The sequence below is a fragment of the Streptomyces sp. NPDC104307 genome, from assembly GCF_055584045.1.
Genome location: NZ_JBVJMU010000022.1, coordinates 78,212 through 97,222, shown reverse-complemented (window position 1 = coordinate 97,222; position 19,011 = coordinate 78,212). Strand labels below are relative to the sequence as shown.

Genomic DNA, 19,011 nt, shown 5'->3' with positions numbered 1-19,011 from the left:
CTGCGGATCAGGCGCCCGCGGTGCGGTAGCGGCGGAAACTCACCAGTGAACAGAGAGCGAAGAGCAGGCCCAGGGACACTGCGGCCACCACCCAGGGGTGGTCGGTGGGGAAGGTGCCGCCGGCCGTCGCGGGGTTGCCCCACAGCCGGCGGCAGCAGGCGATCACGGCGCTGACCGGGTTCCACTCGGCGACCGGCCGGATCAGCGACGGCATGTTCTGCGGGGCCAGGAAGGCATTCGACAGGAAGGGCAGCACGATCACCACGAACGGCGTGATCACGCTGATCGTCTCCACGTTGCGCAGCGTGAGCGCGAACAGCACGCCCAGCCAGAGCATGACGTAGATGAATACGGCGATCAGCCCGAAGCCCCCCAGCACCCGCAGCGGATCGGTGTGCGGGCGCCAGCCGAGCAGCAGCCCGAAGCCCGTGACGATGACCAGCCCCAGCAGCCCCACCAGCAGATCGGCCAGGGTGTGCCCGAGGAGTACCGCGGGCCGGCTGATCGGCAGGGAGCGGAACCGGTCCGTCATGCCGCCCTGGAGGTCCAGCGCCACGGAGACGGCGGTGGGCCCCACGCAGGCGAGAGCGACCTGGACGGCGCCGCCCGCGAACACGTACTCCCCGTACGAGCCACCGGCCGGCAGGTTGATGGAGTCCCGGAACAGATAGCCGAGCATGATCATGCTCACCAGCGGGCTCAGGGCCACCCCCAGTACCCGGGCCGGGGCCCGCCGCAGGTGCCGCAGCCGCCGGCCGGTCACCGCGGTGATCTCCGTGAGCAGGGCCGAAGCGGGGCGCGGGGTGAGTGCGAGGGTCGTCATGAACGGCCGCCTTCGTGCTCGGCGTGCCAGCGGTCCAGCTCGGCGGCGATGGCCGGCCCGATCTCGGACAACGGCACGCGGCTCATCATCTCGTCATGGGTGCAGGCGATGTGGTGGACGTCCATGGGGCCGTCGAAGACCGGCTCCCACAGCCGGACCTTGTCGGTCCGTTCCCCGTCGGAGAGCGGGGACTCGGAGACGAAGAGCTGCATCCTGCCGTCGTAGCGGCCGGGTGCGTAGAGGGACTTCAGCGTCTGGTGGTGGGCCATCAGGTCGACCATCCGGGCCATCCGCCGCTCGCCCATCTCCGCCAGCGGACTGCTGTCCCGGCGGAGCGTCTCGAAGATGTCACCGATCGTCAGGTCCCGTTCCCCGAACTCGGAACGGTGGTGGCCTATGCCCTCCAGCAGCCAGGCGAACAGCGACTGTTCCTCCCGGTCGTCCGGTACGCCGGTCCGTGGGTAGGCGTCCAGTACGGACAGCACTCCCACCTCCTCGCCGGCCCGGCTCAGCTGGAGTGCCATCTCGTAGACGATGGTGCCGCCGAACGACCAGCCGAGCAGGTGGTAGGGGCCCTCCGGCCGGACCTTCTTGATCATCCGCACGTAGTCCGCGGCGATCTCCTCGATGGAGCCCGGCAGCGGGGCGAAGTCCACCACGCACGGGGCCTGGATGCCGTAGATCGGCTGCTCGGGGTCCAGGTGCTGCGCGAGCGGCAGGTACGGCAGGCTGAACCCGACCCCGCCGTGCACGCAGAAGACCGGTGGCCGGCCGCCGTTCGGATTGATGCCGATCATCGCGCCGAACGGGTCGGTCAGGTTCAGCCCCGCCGCGGAGGCGAGCGCTCCGGCCATCACCTCCGCCCCGCTGCGTGGCGCGGCGTCCACATCGGCTTCGGCTTCGGCTTCGGCCGGTTCCGGCCGGCAGCTTGCCGCGAGCGCGGCCACGCTCTGGTGCACGAAGACATCGGCGATGGTGATCTCGAACCCGGCGGCGCGGGCCCCGCTGACCAGCCGCAGTGACTTCATGCTGTCCATGCCGACGTCGAAGAGGTTCTGCTCCACCCCGAACCGGGACAGCCCCAGCACCTCGGCGACCACGTCGTGCAGCGCGGTCTCGGTCGCGTCGCGCGGCGGCGTGCCCGCCGTCGCCCTGGTCTCCTCCGGCGCGGGCAGCGCCGCCCGGTCCACCCGCCCGTCGACGGTCAGCACGACGGCATCGAGCGGTACGTACAGGGACGGCACCATGTAGGTGGCGAGGGCCGACCTCGCGGCCTTGTCCAGCACGGCCGGGTCCGCCACCGCCCCTTCGGCGGAGACGACGTAGGCGACCAGCCGGACATCGCCCGGACGGTCCTCCCGCGCCACGACCACGGCCCGCTCGACCGAGGGTTCGCGCTCCAGCACGGCCTCGACCTCGCCGGGGGCGATGCGGAATCCGTTGACGCGGACCTGGCCGTCCGACCGACCGACGTGCCGCAGGCTGCCGTCCGCGTCCCACTTCACCACGTCACCGGTGCGGAACATCCGTGATCCCGCAGGGCCGTGGGGCGCTGCCACGAAACGCTCCGAGGTCGCGCCCGGACCGCCGGCGTATCCCCGGGCCAGTCCGTCTCCGGCGAGGTACAGCTCCCCGGGCACGCCAGGACCGACCGGCCCCAGCCAGGGATCGAGCACATAGGCCCGGACGTTGCCGATCGGCCGGCCGAGCGGCAGCGTGCCGGCCGGGGTCTCCTCGCCGGGCTCGACGGCCGAGGCGATCGCTCCGACCGTGACCTCCGTCGGGCCGAACTCGGTCAGCACGCGCGCCCTCGGGTGGGCCTTGCGCCACTCGTCCAGCCGCTCACCGGTCACCGGCTCGTCGGCCAGCACCAGTTCGCCCGTGGGTGAGCAGCCGTCGGGCAGTACGTCGAACAGCTCCAGGTGGCTCGGGGTCCCCTTGAAGAACCCGGCGCCCCCGCCCGCCACGGCGTCGCCCTCGACCAGTTCGCCGAGGAGCACCGTCCCGCCGGTGGTCAGCGGCAGGAACAGCCCGGTCACCGAGATGTCGAAGGACAGCGGGGTGGCCAGCAGCACTTCGGCACGCGGAGCGCGATAGGCGTCCTGGGCCCAGTCCAGGTAGTTCACCACCGAGCGGTGCTCGACGACCGTGCCCCGGGGGCGGCCGCTCGCTCCGGAGGTGTAGATCACATAGGCCGGGTGGCCCGGCAGCAGCGGTCCGGACCGCTCCGCCCCGGTCAGCGGCCCGCTCGACGCGGAGGTCACCGCGGGCCCGTCCAGCGCGATCGGGGGCGTCCCCGCGGCGAGCATCCGCCGCGCCAGGGCGGTGGTGGTGGCCGCCCGGACCGGTGCGGCCTCGGCGAACATCCGCTTGAGCCGTTCGACGGGTTCGTCCGCCTCGACCGGAAGGTAGGCCGCACCGGACTTGAGTACGCCGAGGATCGCGACGAGCGCTTCCGGGGAGCGGGGCACGGCGATCGCCACGACCTTCTCCGGACCGGCCCCCGCCTTGATCAGCTCACGGGCCAGCTGGTTCGACCGGGCGTCGAGCTCCGCGTAGGTCAGCGAGCCGTCCTTGTCCCGGACCGCGGTGGCGTCGGGGGTACGGGCCGCCTGCGCCGCGAACAGCTCGGGCAGGGTGGTGGCCGGCACCTCCTTCGCGGTGTCGTTCCACCGGTCGAGCACCTGGTCCCGCTCGTCCGCACCGAACACGTCCAGCCGGCTCAGCCGGACCTCCGGGTCCGCGGCCACGGCGCGCAGCAGTCGCAGGAAGGACTCCACGACGCGCTCGGCGCCCGCGCGGGTGAACAGGTCGGTGCGGTAGCCGAGCAGGCCCCGCATCGAGCCGTCCTCGGGCCACTTCAGCAGTTGCAGGGCCAGGTCGACCTTGATCCGGCCGGACTCCACGAACTCGGGCCGCACCGTGAGGCCGGGCAGGTCCATCGGCGCGTCCTCGTTGTTCTGCAGCGTCAGCATGACCTGGAACAGCGGATGCCTGGCCAGCGAACGCGCCGGGTTGAGCGCTTCCACGAGCTGCTCGAACGGCACGTCCTGGTGGGAGTAGGCGGCCAGGTCGGACTCCCGGACCCGGGCCAGCAGCTCGCTGAACGCCGGGTCGCCCTTGGTGTCGGTGCGCAGCACGAGGGAGTTGACGAAGAACCCGACCATGTCGGTCAGCGCGTCGTCGGTGCGCCCGGCCACCGAGGTGCCCAGCGGGATGTCGGTCCCGCCGCCGAGCCGGGTCAGCAGGGCCGCGAACGCGGCCTGCAGCATCATGAACTCGCTGGCTCCGGCGCCGCGGGCGATCGTCACCAGCGTGCTGTAGAGCTCGGCGTCGAGCTCGAAGAGGATCTCGCCGCCGGAGTCGCCGCCGGCCGCCGGCCGGGGGAAGTCCGTCGGCAGGGTGAGCTCCTCCGGCAGCCCGGCCAGCGCCTGCTTCCAGTACTCCAGCTGGCGGGAGCCGGGGCTGTCGGGGTCCTGCGGGGAGCCGAGCAGCTTGTGCTCCCACACCGCGTAGTCCGTGTACGTCACCGGGAGCGGCGCCCACTCGGGGGACCGTCCGGCGCAGCGCGCCCGGTACGCGGTCGACAGGTCGCCCAGCAGCGGCGCCATCGACCATCCGTCGAAGGCGATGTGGTGCAGGACCAGCAGCAGGACGTGGGTGTCCTTGGCGACGGTGAACAGCCTTACCCGGATGGGGGGTTCGGCGGTCAGGTCGAATCCGAGGTCGTACTCCTTCGCGAGCGCGGCGGCGAGCCCCGCCTCCGGCAGCGAGCGGACCTTCAGCACCGGACCGCCGGTGGCCGCGTCCAGGACCCGCAGGCCGGGCCGTCCGTCGGTCTCCGGGATGACCGTGCGCAGCACCTCGTGCCGCTCCACGATGTCGCGGAGCGCCGCCTGGAGGGCGTCGGGGTTGAGCCGTCCGGAGAGCCGGAAGGTCATCGGCGAGTTGTAGGTGCCGGTGGACCTGCCCTCGCGCCGGTTGAGGAACCACAGCCGCTGCTGGGCGAAGGAGAGCACCGGATCGGCGTCCGAGGGCGCCGGGGCCAGCGCAGGGCGGGCCGCGTCGGCGGTGACCAGCTGCTCGGCCAGGGCCGCCACCGTCCGCGCCTCGAACAGGGCCCGGATGGGCAGTTCGACGCCCAGTGCGGCGCGGGCCCGGCTGACCAGCCGGGTCGCCAGCAGGGAGTGCCCGCCGATATCGAAGAAGTCGTCGTCGATGGTGACCCGGTCCAGGCCGAGGACGTCCGCGAACAGCCCGCGGAGTATCTCCTCGGCCGGATTGCGCGGTTCGCGGCCGTGCAGGGTGGCGCGCAGCTCCGGCGCGGGCAGCGCCTTGCGGTCCAGCTTGCCCTGGGGAGTCAGCGGCATCTCCGGGAGCACCACGACCGCCGAGGGGACCATGTAGTCGGGCAGCGATACGGCCAGCTGCTCGCGCAGTCCGTCGGCGACGGCGTCCTTGTCGGTGAGGACGACGTACGCCACCAGCCGCCGGTCCCCGTCGGCGTCCTCGTACAGGGTGACGGTGGCCTGGGCCACCGTGTCCTGGGCCAGCAGGGCGGAGGAGATCTCACCGAGCTCGATCCGGAAGCCCCGCAGCTGGACCTGGTCGTCGGCGCGGCCCAGGTAGTCGAGTTCGCCGTTCTCCAGCCACCGCACCAGGTCACCGGTGCGGTACATCCGCGAGCCGGGGGCCCCGTACGGGTCGGCCACGAACCGCTGCGCGGTCAGGTCGGGGCGGCCCAGGTATCCGCGGGCCAGTCCGCCGGCCACGTACAGCTCTCCTACGGCGCCGACGGCGCTGGGCGCCAGGTCGTGTTCCAGCACGTAGACCCGGTGTGCGGAGGTCGGGCGGCCGATGGGCGGCCGGCCGGGCGTGGTCAGCGGGCCGCTGACCGTGGAGCTCACCACGGCCTCCGTGGGGCCGTAGCCGTTGTACAGCCGGACCTGGGAGGCCCAGCGCTCGACGGTCTCCGCGGGCACCGCCTCGCCGGCCACCGCCAGCCGCAGGTCGGCGGGGAGCGTGCTGCCCTCCGGCAGTCCGTTCACCACCACCGGCGGCAGTCCCGCCAGGTTGACCCGTGCCTTGTTGATGAGGTCGACCAGCGGCCGGCCCGGCGTCCGGCTCTCCTCGTCGGCGATCACCAGGGAGCCGCCGGTGAGCAGCGCCAGCATGATTTCCCAGACCGAGGCGTCGAAGCTGAAGGAGGCGAACTGGAGCACCCGGGTGTCGCTGTCCAGGCCGAAGCGTTCCACCAGGCTCGCGATCATCCCCAGCATTCCGGAGTGTTCGACGACGACGCCCTTGGGCCGGCCGGTGGAGCCTGAGGTGTAGATGACGTAGGCCGGGTGACTCGCGCTGAGCGGGGTGCGGCGTTCGGCGTCGGTGACGTCATGGGCCGGGTGCCGCTCCAGCGTGGTGACGGTGTCGGCCGCGTCGACGGCGATGACGTCCAGGTCTCCCTCGGGCAGCCGCTCCAGCACCTCCTGGACCGTGAGCACGGCCACCGGGCGGGCGTCGTCCAGCATGTACGTGATCCGGTCTGCGGGGTACCCGGCGTCGACCGGGAGGTAGGCCGCGCCGGCCTTGAGCACCGCGAGGGCGGCCACGACCATCGTGGCCGAGCGGGGCAGCGCCACGGCGACGACGTCCTCGGGGCCGACCCCCCGTTCGATCAGCAGCCGGGCCAGCCGGTTGGCGCGGGCGTTGAGGTCTCCGTAGGCGAACTCCTCCAGGCTCTCGCCGTGCACGACCGCGGTCCGGTCGGGTGTCCGCTCCGCGTGCGCCTCGAAGGTCTCGGTGGCCGGCCGAGGCGCGGCGGGTCCCGGGGTGCCGGCCCATTCCTGGAGCAGCCGGCGGCGTTCGGCGTCGCCCAGGGCGTCCACCGTCGCCAGCCGTGCGCCGGGGGCGGCGACCAGTGCTTCCAGTACGTGGACGAAGCGTGTCACCACGGCCTCGACCTGTGCGGCGTCGAAGACGTCGGAGCGGTACTGGGCCTCCAGCCGCAGCCGGTCGCCGGGGAACACCCCCAGGGCCAGCGGGTATTCAGCGATCACCCGGGCCTTCCAGTCCAGCATGGACAGACCGGGGATGTGCTCACCGATCCGGTCCAGCACGCCCGTGGGGTAGTTGTGGAAGCTCACCACGGTGTCGAAGAGCTCACCGATGCCGATGCTCTGCTGTACCTCGGCCAGGCCCAGGTGCAGGTGCGGTTCGAGGGCGAGCCGGCGCGACTGGAGGTCGGTCAGCAGCTGTTCGAGGGTGGTTTCCGGGGAGAGGGTCACCCGCACCGGCAGCGTGTGCATGAACGATCCGACGATCTGCTCCACGCCCGGCAGGTCTGCGGGGCGGCCGGAGTCGACGGCCCCGAAGGTGACGTCCCCCCGGCCGGTCAGCCGGCCGAGGGCGACCGCCCAGGCGCCCTGCGCGACGGTGTTCATGGTCAGCCCGCGGTCATGGGCCCAGGTGGTCAGCGCACCGGTCATCTCCTGCGGCAGCTCGGTCGTCCAGGTCTCCGGCAGCGTCTCGACCCGGGGACGGTCTGCGGGGCCGAGCCGGGTGGGCTCGTCCACCCCGGCCAGCTCCTGCCGCCACGCCTCCCGTGCGGCCTCCTTGTCCTGCGCGTCGGACCACTCCAGGAAGCCCCGGACGGAAGCGACCGGCGGCAGCACAGAGGCGTCCGCGCCGTTGGACCACAGCGTGACGAGCTCCTGTGCCAGCACGGCGGAGAGCGACCAGCCGTCCACCAGGATGTGGTGGGCGGTCCACACCACCCGGTAGCGCTCGGGGCCCAGTTCGTAGACGGTGAAGCGGGTCAGCGGCGGCTGTGCCACGTCGAAGCGGCGCAGCCACTCCTCGTCCGTCAGCCGGGCCGCCTCGGATTCCCGGAGGTCCTCCGCCACACCGGTCAGGTCGACCTCGTACCAGGGCAGTTCGACGGTGTCGGGGATCAGCTGTACGGGGTCGCCCGCGTCCCGGTCCCGGAATCCGGCGCGCAGCGCGTCGTTGCGTTCCAGCAGCGCGGCGACCGCGGCGCGCAGTGCGGCCCTGTCCAGCGGTCCGGCGATGTCCATGAGGACCTGGAGGGTGTACGCGTCCATGCCGTGGCGGTCGAACTCGGCCTGGAAGAGCAGTCCGCGCTGGAGCGGGGAGAGCGGCAGGATGTCCGTCAGCCCGCCCGTGTACCCCTCTTCGCGCTCGTACGCCTCGATCTCCTTCTGGTCGACGGTGACCAGGGGGAACTCCGACGGGGTACGGCCGCCCGCGCCGGGGAGGCGGGCGTGGTCGGCCAGTTCGCCCAGGGCCCGGAACCAGCCCTCCGCGATCTCCTGGACGTCGTCGTGCGACAGCAGCCCGCCGGCGTACGTCCAGGTCGCCGAGAGTACGGGGCCCTCCGGGCGGTCCTCGGTCATCGCGACGATCTCGACCGGGTAGCGCAGCGGGGTCTCCGGGTGTGCGCTCTGGCCGGAGGCGTCGGCCTCCATCTCCCAGGCGGCCCCCGTACCGGTGGTGAACCGGCCCAGGTAGTTGAAGCCGATCTGCGGGACGGCGTGCCGGGCCAGGACCCGGGCGGACTGCGGGTTCAGGTGGCGCAGCAGTCCGTATCCGATGCCGTGGCCGGGCACCGCGCGCAGCTGCTCCTTGATCCGCTTGAGCGCGGTGCCGCAGGCGGATCCGCCGTCCTTCAGCCGGCTCCGGTCGAGTTCGCCGAGGTCGAGGGAGACGGGGAAGACGCTGGTGAACCAGCCGACGGTGCGCGAGAGGTCCAGCTCTCCCGCGACGGGCTCGCGGCCGTGGCCCTCCAGCTCGATCAGCGTCCGGCTCGACTGGACCCCTCGGGCGCGGCGCCAGTCCGTGACCGCCAGGGCGAGGCCGGTCAGGAGCACCTCGTTCACCTCGGCGTGGAAGGCGGCCGGGACCGTGCCGAGCAGTTCGGCGGTCCGCTCGGACGACAGGGTGACGCGCACCTGACGCGCGTCGGCCTGGGTGTCCACGGCCGGGTCCAGCGGGCGTCCAGCGAGCAGCGGGTCGTCGTCGGCCCGCCTGTTGTTCCAGCTGGGCAGTTCGCCCACCAGGCGTGCGGTGCGGGACTGCTCCGTGAGCGTCCTGGCCCAGCCCCGGAAGGACGTGGCGACGGGGTCGAGCCGCACCGGGCGGCCGGCGGCCACCGCGTTCCACGCGGCTTCGAGGTCGGGCAGCAGGATGCGCCAGGACACCCCGTCCACGGCCAGGTGGTGGATGACGAGCAGCAGCCGCGCCGGGCGGTCGGCGCCCTCGTCGAGCACCACCGCCTGCACCATCAGTCCGTCCTCGGGACGGAGCCGGGAGCGGGCGGCCGCCAGCTGGCCGGGCAGCGGGTCGCCGTCGGTCCCGGAGACGTCCACCCGGCTGATCATGTCGGCCGCGCTGACGGCGCCCGGGGGCAGCGTTTCCAGCGACCACAGTCCCGGTGCCGGCGCCACCAGCCGCATCCGCAGCGTGTCGTGGGTGTCCACCAGGGCCTGCAGGGCCGTGCCGAGCAGCTCGTGGTCGGCGCCCTCGGGCAGGGTGACGGTCATGTACTGGCTGAACTCGCGGCTCGCCGAGGGCAGATGGGCGAGTTCCTCGCGCAGCTGGTCCGCCACGGGGGTCAGTTCGACCTCGCCGACACCGTCCCGCGCCGCCTGGGTGACCGTGTCCTCGGCCGGCCGGGACGCCGCCGCGATGGCCGAGGCCGTGCGGTGCAGGAAGACATCGCGGGAGGTGATGACCAGCCCCGCCCGGCGGGCCCGGCTGACCACCTGGATGGAGCTGATGCTGTCGCCGCCCAGGGCGAAGAAGCTGTCGTCCGGGCCGACCGAGGTCAGCCCCAGCACCTCGGCCAGCACCTGGCTGACGATCTCCTCCGCGCGGCTGCGGGGCGCCGCCGCGGGCAGGGCGGCCGGTGGAGCGAAGTCGGGCACGGGCAGCGCCTTGCGGTCCACCTTCCCGTGCGCGGTCAGCGGCATCCGGTCCAGGGCCGTCAGGGCCGCCGGGACCATGTATCCGGGGAGCACCCCGGCCAGTCCGGCCCGGACCTCCTCGGGGTCCAGCGGTCCCTGGTCCGCGACGAAGTAGCCGATCAGCCGTTTGTGCCCGGACGGGTCCGCGTTCGCGGTCACCACCGCGTCACCGACGCCGGGCAGTCCGCGCAGGGCCGTCTCGATCTCCCCGAGCTCGATCCGGTGTCCCCGGATCTTGACCTGGTGGTCGCGGCGCTCGATGAAGTCCAGCTGGCCGTCCGCGCGCAGTACCACCCGGTCACCGGTGCGGTACATCCGCGCACCGCCGCCGGCGAACGGGTCCGGGACGAAGGTGGTGGCCGTGCGGCGCGGGTCCGCGAGGTAGCCCCGGCCGACTCCGGCGCCGCCGATGAAGAGTTCGCCCGGTACCCCCTGCGGCACCGGACGCAGTTCGTCGCCCAGTACGTACAGCAGGGTGTTGCGCAGTGGCCGGCCGATGGGGACGAACACACCGTCCAGGACGTCGCCGTGGCGGACGTAGGCGTGCGTGACGTCGTCCGAGCACTCGGTCGGTCCGTACATGTTGACCAGCGGGATCGCCGGGTAGCGGCGGAACCAGCGGTCGCACAGTTCGGGTGCGAGCGCCTCGCCGTTGGAGATCATCCAGCGCAGGGCCGGCAGCACCGGAGCGCTGCCGGTGGTGTCCCACGCGTCGAGGGTGGCGCGCAGCAGGGACGGAACCACTTCCAGCACGGTCAGGCCCTCGGCCCCGATGGTCCCGAACAGGGCGTCGGGGTCGGCCGCCGTCTCCCGGCTCACCACCCGGACCCGGCCGCCGGTCAGCAGGGTCGTCAGGGTCTGCCAGACCGTGATGTCGAAGGTGACGGGGGCGTTGTGGACCAGGCTGTCGGTCCTGGTCAGCGCCAGTTCCTCGACCTTGGCCAGCAGGTGGTTGATCATGCCGCCGCGCTGCACCATCGCGCCCTTGGGCAGGCCCGTGGACCCGGAGGTGAAGATGACGTAGGCGAGGTCCTGCGGCCCGCCGATGACCGGCGCGAGGGTGGTCCCCGGGTCCTCCGCCTCGTCCAGCACCACCAGTGGGAGGTCCCGCCCGGCCTCCGCCGCCAGCCGTCCGGCCAGCTCCTGGCAGGCGGCGTCGGTCACCAGGGTGGTGGCGCCGGAGGCGGACAGCAGCGCGGTCAGCCGGGCGAGCGGGGAGCGGGAGTCGATGGGCAGGAAGGCGCGGCCGGAGCCGAGCACGGCCAGCTCCGTGACGACGAACTCCCGTCCGGGCTCGACCAGTACGGCCACCAGTCCGGTGGTCCCCGCCAGCCGCCGCGAGAGGGCGCTCGCGCGGCCGGTCAGCTGAGCGTAGGTCAGGCTGCCGGAGTCGTCGGTCACCGCGACGGCGTCGGGCCGCTCGGCCGCCCTGGCCCGTACGCGTTCCACCACACCGAGGTAGGGTCCGGGCCGCTCCGGGCCGGTGAGTGTCCCGGTGAGCCGCTCCGCCTCCTGCGGCAGCAGCAGTTCCAGCGTGCCGAGCCGGTCGTCGGCGCCGGCCGTCAGGAAGCGGTCGAGGTAGCCGATGAACCTCTGGAGGTGGCCGCGGGCCTCCGCGCGGTCGTACCGGCTCTCGTTGGCGCTGAGGTCGATGGCGACTCCGTTCGCGCCCTTGTCCGCGACGGTGAACTCCAGATCGTCCACGAGCCCGGTGGACGGGCTGTGCAGGACGGCCTCGCACGGGCCGATCGTCAGCTTCTCGATCTGCGGCATCATGTTGAGGAACGGGCCGAAGGGGCGCCGGTCGTCGCTGCCCAGGCCCATGGAGCGCCGGATCCTGCTGACCCGGTGGCGCTGGTGCTTGAGCGCTCCGGAGATCTCCTTGTACGCGGCGGACAGCAGCTCACCGCGGGTCGTCTCCGGGCGGATCCGCAGCCGCAGCGGCAGGTAGTTGACGACCATGCCGGGGATGTTCTGCATCGTGCCGCCGACCCGTGCGGTGACCGGCAGCGACAGCAGGGTGTCGTCCGTGCCGGTCATCCGCCGGGTGTACGCGCCGAGCGCCGCCACCAGCACGGTCTGCCAGGTCACCCGGGCGTCCCAGGCCACCGCGCGCAGCCGCTCGGCGAGCTCGTCGGCCAGGACGGTCTCCTCGCGCAGGAAGGACTGGGCCGGCTCGGCGTCCCGGCGGGCCAGGGTCACCAGCTCGGGGGCGTCCGCGAAGTGCTCCTGCCAGTAGGCCTGGTCCCGCTCGTGGCGCGGTGAGCCGACGTAGGCCGCCTCTGCCTCGATCAGCGTGTTCAGCGAGGCGAACCGGTTCTCCTCCAGTGAGGTGCCGGCACTCATCGCCTCGTAGATGGCGGCCAGCCGCTGCCAGTAGATGACGTAGCTGAAGCCGTCCGAGACCAGGTGGTGGTTGAGGAGGCAGAACACGGTGCGGTCCTCGGCGAGGGTGAACACGCTCAGCCGGAACAGGGGCTCGTGCCCGCCCACGGTGAAGGGGACCCGCAGGTCCGCCCCGATGGCCTCGCGGACCAGCGCCGCGGGGTCTTCCGCACCGCGCGCGTCGGTCACCGTCAGCGGCAGCCCGGCGAGTTCCTCGACGATCTGCCGGGGCTCGCCGTCCACCTCGAAGAAGCGGACCCGAAGGCACTCCGACTCCTGCGCGAGGCGGGCCAGCGCCGCCGCGAAACGCTCCTGGTCCAGTGGGCCCTTGATGTCCCAGTAGATGGCGGTGTTGTACGTGGCACCGCCGCCAGTGAGCTTCTCGTCGAACCAGATGTCCTTCTGGCCGGCGGTGAGCGGCAGACCAGCCGTCGGAACACGAGTCATTGCAATCCCCTCGGAAAAAGGCTCATCAGGTCCATGCCGCCGGGCGGCCGTCAGCGTGTGAGCACCCGCTCGACGTCCACAGGCGTGGGGCCGCGCACACGTCCCGCTGCCCCCCTTGCCGGCCGTTCGAGGCGGCAGGGGCAGCGTCATGTCTCATGGTGTCCGGGCGCGCTGACAGCGCACTGACGGCCCGCCCGGACGGCGGCCGGATCAGCCGCAGCCGCCCGCGTGCCCGTCGTCGGCGGAGCGGCCGATGCCCACGGCTCCGGCCACCGCGGCGGGCGGTGACGCCTCGGCCGGCGTTGTGCTCCGCAGGTGTTCCACGAAGGCGTCGAGGCGGTCCAGGCCCCAGTAGCGGTTGAAGCCCCGGACGAAGAAGGGCACCCCGAAGACCCCGTCCTTGCAGACGTCCAGCAGGATGTCCGCGCCCTGCTCGCGCAGGAGCGGATCGGCCTGCGCCGTGGAGACCTGCTCCGGATCGAGGCCCAGTGCGGCGCCGATGTCCGCGATGACCGCCGGATCACAGATGTTCCGGCCCTCGCCGAACCTGGCCCGGTAGACCGCGGCGATGTAGTCCTGGCCGAGGCCCTCCCGCGCGGCCACCAGGTATCCCAGGTGCGGGACTTCCCAGACCGGGTCCTTGTCCACCGGCCAGTTGACGGTGATGCCGCGCGCCTTGGTGATCCGGCCGATGTCCTGGAGCACGTACATGTTCTTCGCCCGCGACATCTCGGAGTACGGGAACTGGCCGCCGCGCTCCTGGAGCAGGCGGCCGCTCTCCTCGTCCGGCTCGAAGAACGGCACCCACTCCAGCCGCTCGACCAGTTCCGGGTAGCGGCTGGTCAGTTCCCGGTGGGCGAGCCACGAGTAGGGGCTGCGCAGTGAGAAGTAGAACCGAGGCGTCTTGTTTCTGGGCATGCTGCCCTTCCCCTTCGAATCGCTGGGTACCGTGGGACGTGAGCCGTCCCCGCTCAGACGACGAGTCCGCCGTCGACACCGAGCACCTGGCCGGTGATGTAGGCGGCCCGGTCGGAGACCAGGAAGGACACCAGGTCGGCCACCTCCTCGGGGCGGCCGAAGCGCCCCAGCGGGATGCGCTCGGTCATCTTGCCGACGTGGTCCTCCGCGAGCCCGGAGAGCATGTCGGTCTCGATGAACCCCGGCGCCACGGCGTTGGCACGCACTCCGTAGCGGCCGGCCTCCTTGGCGAGCGCCTTGGTGAAACCGATGATCCCGGCCTTGGAGGCCGAGTAGTTGGTCTGGGTCGCGTTGCCGTAGACCCCCGCGACGGACGACATGGTCACCACGCTGCCCGCCCGGCGCTTCATCATCGAGAAGACGGCGGCCTTGCACAGGTGGTACGTACCGTCCAGGTTGGTGCGCAGGACCGCGTCCCAGTCCTTGTCGGCCAGCATCACCAGCGGGTTGTCCCGGACGATTCCGGCGCAGGAGACCACCGCGTGCAGCGGGCCGATCTCCTTCTCGGTGGCCCGGACGAAGTCCCGTACCGCTTTCGGGTCCGCGACATCGGTGCGGGCGGTGAACACCGCCGCCCCTTCCTTGCGCGCCTCCTGCGCGGTCTGCTGAGCCGCGTCCTCCTCCGACCGGTAGCAGAACGCCACGTCGAAGCCGTCCCTGGCGAGCCGGGTGACCACGTGCCGCCCGATGCCCCGGGAGCCCCCGGTCACCAGGGCGACCCTGCGGGCGGTTGTCTCCACGATCAGTTCTCCTCGTCCGTGGGGGCGGCCAGCAGCGCACACCCGACTGTTCCGTCCCGGTCGACCGCCGTGACCAGCGAGAGCGCTCCGGGAGTGGTCTCTTCGTCCTCGATCGCCGTCAGCAGCGCGGCGAGCTGGAGGCTCGACGCCGCCGCCGAGGTGTCTCCCAGCAGGGCCCGGCTGCCCAGCCACCGCGGCCGGACCTGGCCCAGCACGTCCTCGACCGCCAGCTCCTCGACGCCGGCGAGCACCCCGCCGGTCTCCACCGGGGCCACCAGCTCGATGTCCTCGGCCCGTCCGCCCACCTGCTTCAGGGCGTCGCGCACGCACTCGGCCAGTGCCTCCCGGGCCTCGCCCGGAGCACCGAAGGCGCGGAAGCGGGTGGTGAGCAGCCGGGCCCGGACGCGTCGTCCGGCGCTCCGCGCGTCCTCGGCGGTCTCCAGCAGGAAGACCGCGCCGCCCTCACCGAGCGGGGTCTCCCGGTCGTCCCCGTCCCGGCCGTGCCATTCGAGCCAGGACCGCTGCACGGAGTACTCCTCCGCGGCCCCGCACAGGATCCGCGCGCAGTGTCCGCCCCGGTGCAGCCGGTTGGCGTAGCTCAGAGCGGTCAGGCCGGTCAGGCGACCGCCCGCGATCGTGGTGTTCGGGCCCTTGATGCGGTGCCAGATCGCGCTCTGCCCGGCGGCCCGGTTCATCACCGTGTTGGGGAAGCGGGCCGGGTCGACGTGGTACGGCCGCTCGGCGGTGAGCGAGTCCCGGGTGAAGTCCATGATGCTCTGGACACTGCCCGAGCCGGTGCCCAGCACCAGCCCGGTCTCCTCGGGCCGGTCCGTCAGCCCTCCCCCTTCCGCCAGCAGGCCCGCGTCCGCGAGCAGCTGTCCGACCGCGGTCACCGCGATGGCGGTGACCCGGTCCATGCTGCGGGTGCCCTTCTTGCCCAGGTGCGCGGCCGCGGTGAAGTCCGGTATCAGCGCCCCCTTTTCGAACGGTCCGGGGCAGGCGTCCGGGTCGAGAGCGGCGACGGCGCTGCGGCCGGCCCGTATCCCCGCACGGAACGGGTCGGCGCCTACCCCGAACGGGGACACGGCGGACCAGGTGGAGAAGACCAGCGCGGACATCAGGAAGCCTCCCGGTGCCGTCCCAGAACGAGCACGGCGTTGTTGCCCGCGAAAGCGAGCGCGTTGTTCTGCACGACGGACAGATCTGCCTTGCGCGCTTCGTTGGGGACGCAGTCGAGCCCGCAGTCCGGGTCGGTCTCCCGGTGGTTGATCGTGGGCGGGATGAACCCCTCGGCGATGGCCAGCGCGCAGGCGGCGGACCCCAGGGCGCTCGCCGCGCCCATGCTGTGGCCGACCATCGACTTGATGGAGACGGTGGGGGGCGGCACGTCGAACACCTGCCGGATGGCGCCGGTCTCCGTCACGTCGTTCGCCTTGGTGCCGGTGCCGTGCGCCGAGATGAAGTCGACGTCCTGGGCGGTGATTCCGGCATTGCGGTGGGCCAGCGTCATGCACCGGGCGAGACTGTCCCGGTCCGGTGCGACGGGGTGGTGGGCATCGCAGTTCAGCCCGTACCCCAGGACCTCGGCGTAGATGCGGGCCCCGCGTGCCCGCGCGGACTCCAGGCTCTCCATCATCAGGATTCCGGCGCCCTCTCCCGTGAGGATGCCCTTGCGATCCCGGTCGAAGGGCTGGCACACCTCCGGCGCGATGGTGCCGAGCCGGTAGAAGCCCGCGAAGGTCTTACGGCAGACCGCGTCGGCTCCGCCGCAGAGCGCCACCTCGACGTCACCCGAGCGGATGGCGTCGTACCCGCTGCCGATCGCGTAGTTGCCGGCCGCACAGGCGGTGGGGATGGTCAGCGTTTCGACGTCGACCAGCCCGAGTTCCCGGGCGATGCCGGAGGACAGCCTGCTGGCGTGCGCCCTGCGCACGATTGTCCGGGTGAGCTGCTCCGGGCCCCGGTCGAGCTGCTCGCCGGCCAGCACGTCGAGGTCGCGCGACTCCGCGTCGGTCGTCCCGACCGACACCAGCGCCCGCCGGGACCGGAGCTCCTGCGCGCTGATGCCGGCGTCGGCGACCGCCATGCCGGCCGCCGCCACGGCGAACTGGGTGGCCCGGCCGAGTTCGTCGGGGTCCACGGTGCGGATCCAGTCCTCGGGCCGGAAGTCGGTGACCTCGCACCCCTGGGAGTGCGCGAACCCTGTGGTGTCGAAGGCCGTGATGGGCTTGGCCCCGCTACGGCCCGCGCGCAGGCCGTCCAGGAACTCCTCGACTCCGAGCCCGATACTGGTGACCAGGCCCAGCCCGGTGATCACCACCTGGCGTGGCCGCTGATCGTTGTCGTACACCTTGTACTCCAATCCTCCACGCCCGGCCGGGGATGCGACCGGGCCGGGCAGCGGGCGGCTACTTGGCGGCGACGGCCTCGTCGACGACGGCGACCACGGCGTCGAGGTTGGTCATGCGGGCGAGTTCGCTCTGATCGATGTCGACGCCGAAGGCGCGCTCAAGGGAGGAGAGGATTTCGATGGCCCCCATGGAGTCGGCTTCGTGGTCCTCCTTGAACCGACTGGTGTCGGTCATCTCCGCGGGCTCGATCTCCAGGATGTCGCAGATGATGTCTTTGATCTGGGCGCGGCGTTCGGCGCTCGTGGCTGCAGTAGTCATGCGCACGATGCTGGGGTATTCGCCTGACAACCGGCTGACTGCCGGCTGACGGGGCGCACCCGTGCCCTGGCGGGCGGGGCCCTACCGCGAGACGGACCGCTGCCGGTACCTGAGCGGCAGGTGATGCTCCACTTCGCGGAACTGTTCGGGGTGATCGGCCATCCATGACCAGTAGCCCGGAATAGTGCTCGCGTACACGCAGTAGTAACGGCGCACGCTCTCCAGCAGTCTGTGCAGGACCGTCCGGCTGATCGCCTCGCTGCGCCACGCCAGCAGCAGTTCACAGGTGCGGGCGTCGGCGACCGGCACCAGTTTCACGTCCTTGGTGGCGCCGGTGGGAATGGTCAGCGCGGCCATTCCGGCGTCCCGGACCCAGCTCATCGCCTCATGGTGTCCGCCCACCCGGTGCGCGGAGGCGGAGGTGTCGCCGGCCAGAGCGGCGAACGCCTCCTCCTCGATGGCCTGGAACCAGTGGCCCCGCGCGTAGCGGACCCAGTTCAGGGACCTGGCCTGCGTGGCGTCGACCGGCTCCGGTCCGGATATCCGGTGGCCGAGCGGCAGCGCGAGCCATACCGGCTCGTTCACCACGACTGCCGTACTGAGCGACACCTGTCCGGCCTCGTTCAAGGGTCCGGTCAGCACCCTGGGCACCAGGGCCAGGTTGAGCCGGCCCTCCCTGAGCGCGTCCATGGCATCGGCCGGGTCCACCGTCTCGGTCCGTACGTCGACGGCGGGCAGCGAAGCCGTGATCGCCTCGCGCAGGGCGGGCGGGGTCCACTCGACGTTCCCGATGAGCAGGGTGTCCGTGGTCGCCGCGGTCGCCTCCGCGAGCAGGGCGTCACCGGACCGGGCGAGGTCGATGAACATCGGGATCAGCCGTTCGCCGAGCGGCGTGGGCACCACGCCGAGGTGCGAACGGGCGAAGATCTCCCCGCCCAGTTGCCGCTCTATGCGCCGGAGTTGGTTGGACAGGGCAGGTTGCGGAAGGTCGAGTCGGGCAGCTGCCTTGGAGATGCTCCGGGCGGTCGCGATGGCGATCACCAGTCGGGCATGCCGCAACTCGACGTCCATCGCAGACTTGGCTCCTCGGCTCGCAACCCAGATCCAGAGCGAGGTGCACGCCGGTTCTCCCGGTGGGCCCCCGCCTTTTCGATCCTAGGCTCGATTCGCGGGCGGGCCAGTTCGTCAGACAGTCTGTGTCAGGAAGCGCCGCGGGCGCCCGAGGATATCGTCCTGTTTCAGGATCGCCTGGTAGATCTCGTGCAAGGAGCGGCCCGGCTCCAGGCCGAGATCATCGGCGAGACGACGGCGCGTGCCGTGGAAGACCTCCAGCGCCTCGGTCTGCCGGCCTTCGCGGTAGAGGGCCAGCATCAGCAGCTCGCTGAGTCTCTCCCGGCCCGGATGTTCGGCTGCCAAGTGCCGCAGCTCCGGGACCGACACCCGCTCCACGCCGACCGCCAGCTTCGCGGTGATGAGGTCCTCGTAGGCGGTGAGCCGGCGCTCGTCCAGCTGTGCGGCCTCCATCCGGCATCTGAACCCCTCGGCGAGATCCTGCAGGGCCATGCCACGCCACATGCCGAGGCCCTCCTCCAGCACCGCGACCGCTCGCGGCGCGTCGGTCGCGACGAGCGCCGCGCCTCGGTCGGCCAGCACCCGGAACCGGTGGGCGTCCACCGCCTCCGGGGGGATGTCGAGGGCATAGCCGCCGCTGAGGGTACGGATCACATCGCTGCCCTGCCTTCCCGTGATGGAGGCCAGCAGCTTCCGCAGCCGAGTGACGTTCGCCTGCAGGGCGTTCTTGGAATTGGTGATCCGTTCGTCGCCCCACAACTCGTCCACGAGCTGGTCGAACGGTACGGGCTGCCCTGGAGAGAGGGCGAGAAGCGCGAGTACGACACTCATCCGCTTCGAAGCGACTCCCCAGCGCTGGAACCCCTGAGTCAGAGTGAGTGAACCGAGTATGTGTATCTCCATCGTTTCTTACCCCC

9 protein-coding genes are annotated in these 19,011 nt (G+C 72.0%); all 9 read right to left on the bottom strand.

Features of this window, described 5'->3' with window-relative positions; genetic code table 11:
* Positions 1 to 7: 7 nt before the first annotated feature.
* The 9 genes from ACZ601_RS35560 to ACZ601_RS35520 all read right to left on the bottom strand — a co-directional run bounded on the left by ACZ601_RS35560 (position 8) and on the right by ACZ601_RS35520 (position 18,997).
* On the bottom strand, positions 8 to 823 hold the full coding sequence (locus ACZ601_RS35560; protein WP_440573010.1) for an ABC transporter permease: 816 nt from the start codon (positions 821 to 823) through the stop codon (positions 8 to 10).
* Complete coding sequence (locus ACZ601_RS35555) at positions 820 to 12,636, bottom strand: amino acid adenylation domain-containing protein (RefSeq protein WP_469545619.1); 11,817 nt, start codon at positions 12,634 to 12,636, stop codon at positions 820 to 822. The genes ACZ601_RS35560 and ACZ601_RS35555 overlap by 4 nt, the downstream gene beginning before the upstream one ends.
* 210 nt (positions 12,637 to 12,846) lie before the next feature.
* On the bottom strand, positions 12,847 to 13,554 hold the full coding sequence (locus tag ACZ601_RS35550; protein ID WP_469545617.1) for a DsbA family protein: 708 nt from the start codon (positions 13,552 to 13,554) through the stop codon (positions 12,847 to 12,849).
* Positions 13,555 to 13,607: 53 nt separating this feature from the next.
* Positions 13,608 to 14,354: a 3-oxoacyl-[acyl-carrier-protein] reductase gene (gene fabG, locus ACZ601_RS35545; RefSeq protein WP_440573013.1), complete on the bottom strand. Its 747-nt coding sequence runs from the start codon at positions 14,352 to 14,354 to the stop codon at positions 13,608 to 13,610.
* A 2-nt stretch (positions 14,355 to 14,356) separates the two neighbouring features.
* Positions 14,357 to 15,472: a beta-ketoacyl synthase N-terminal-like domain-containing protein gene (locus ACZ601_RS35540; RefSeq protein WP_469545613.1), complete on the bottom strand. Its 1,116-nt coding sequence runs from the start codon at positions 15,470 to 15,472 to the stop codon at positions 14,357 to 14,359.
* Complete coding sequence (locus ACZ601_RS35535; protein ID WP_469545610.1) at positions 15,472 to 16,704, bottom strand: beta-ketoacyl-[acyl-carrier-protein] synthase family protein; 1,233 nt, start codon at positions 16,702 to 16,704, stop codon at positions 15,472 to 15,474. The genes ACZ601_RS35540 and ACZ601_RS35535 overlap by 1 nt, the downstream gene beginning before the upstream one ends.
* Before the next feature lie 58 nt (positions 16,705 to 16,762).
* The gene (locus ACZ601_RS35530; protein WP_390089349.1) at positions 16,763 to 17,023 is read right to left on the bottom strand and encodes an acyl carrier protein; all 261 of its coding nucleotides are present in this window, start codon (positions 17,021 to 17,023) and stop codon (positions 16,763 to 16,765) included.
* An 81-nt stretch (positions 17,024 to 17,104) separates the two neighbouring features.
* Positions 17,105 to 18,094, bottom strand: coding sequence for a LysR family transcriptional regulator (locus ACZ601_RS35525; protein WP_469545607.1), 990 nt, complete (start codon positions 18,092 to 18,094; stop codon positions 17,105 to 17,107).
* A 114-nt stretch (positions 18,095 to 18,208) separates the two neighbouring features.
* Positions 18,209 to 18,997: an AfsR/SARP family transcriptional regulator gene (locus ACZ601_RS35520; RefSeq protein ID WP_440573017.1), complete on the bottom strand. Its 789-nt coding sequence runs from the start codon at positions 18,995 to 18,997 to the stop codon at positions 18,209 to 18,211.
* Between the last annotated feature and the right edge of the window lie 14 nt (positions 18,998 to 19,011).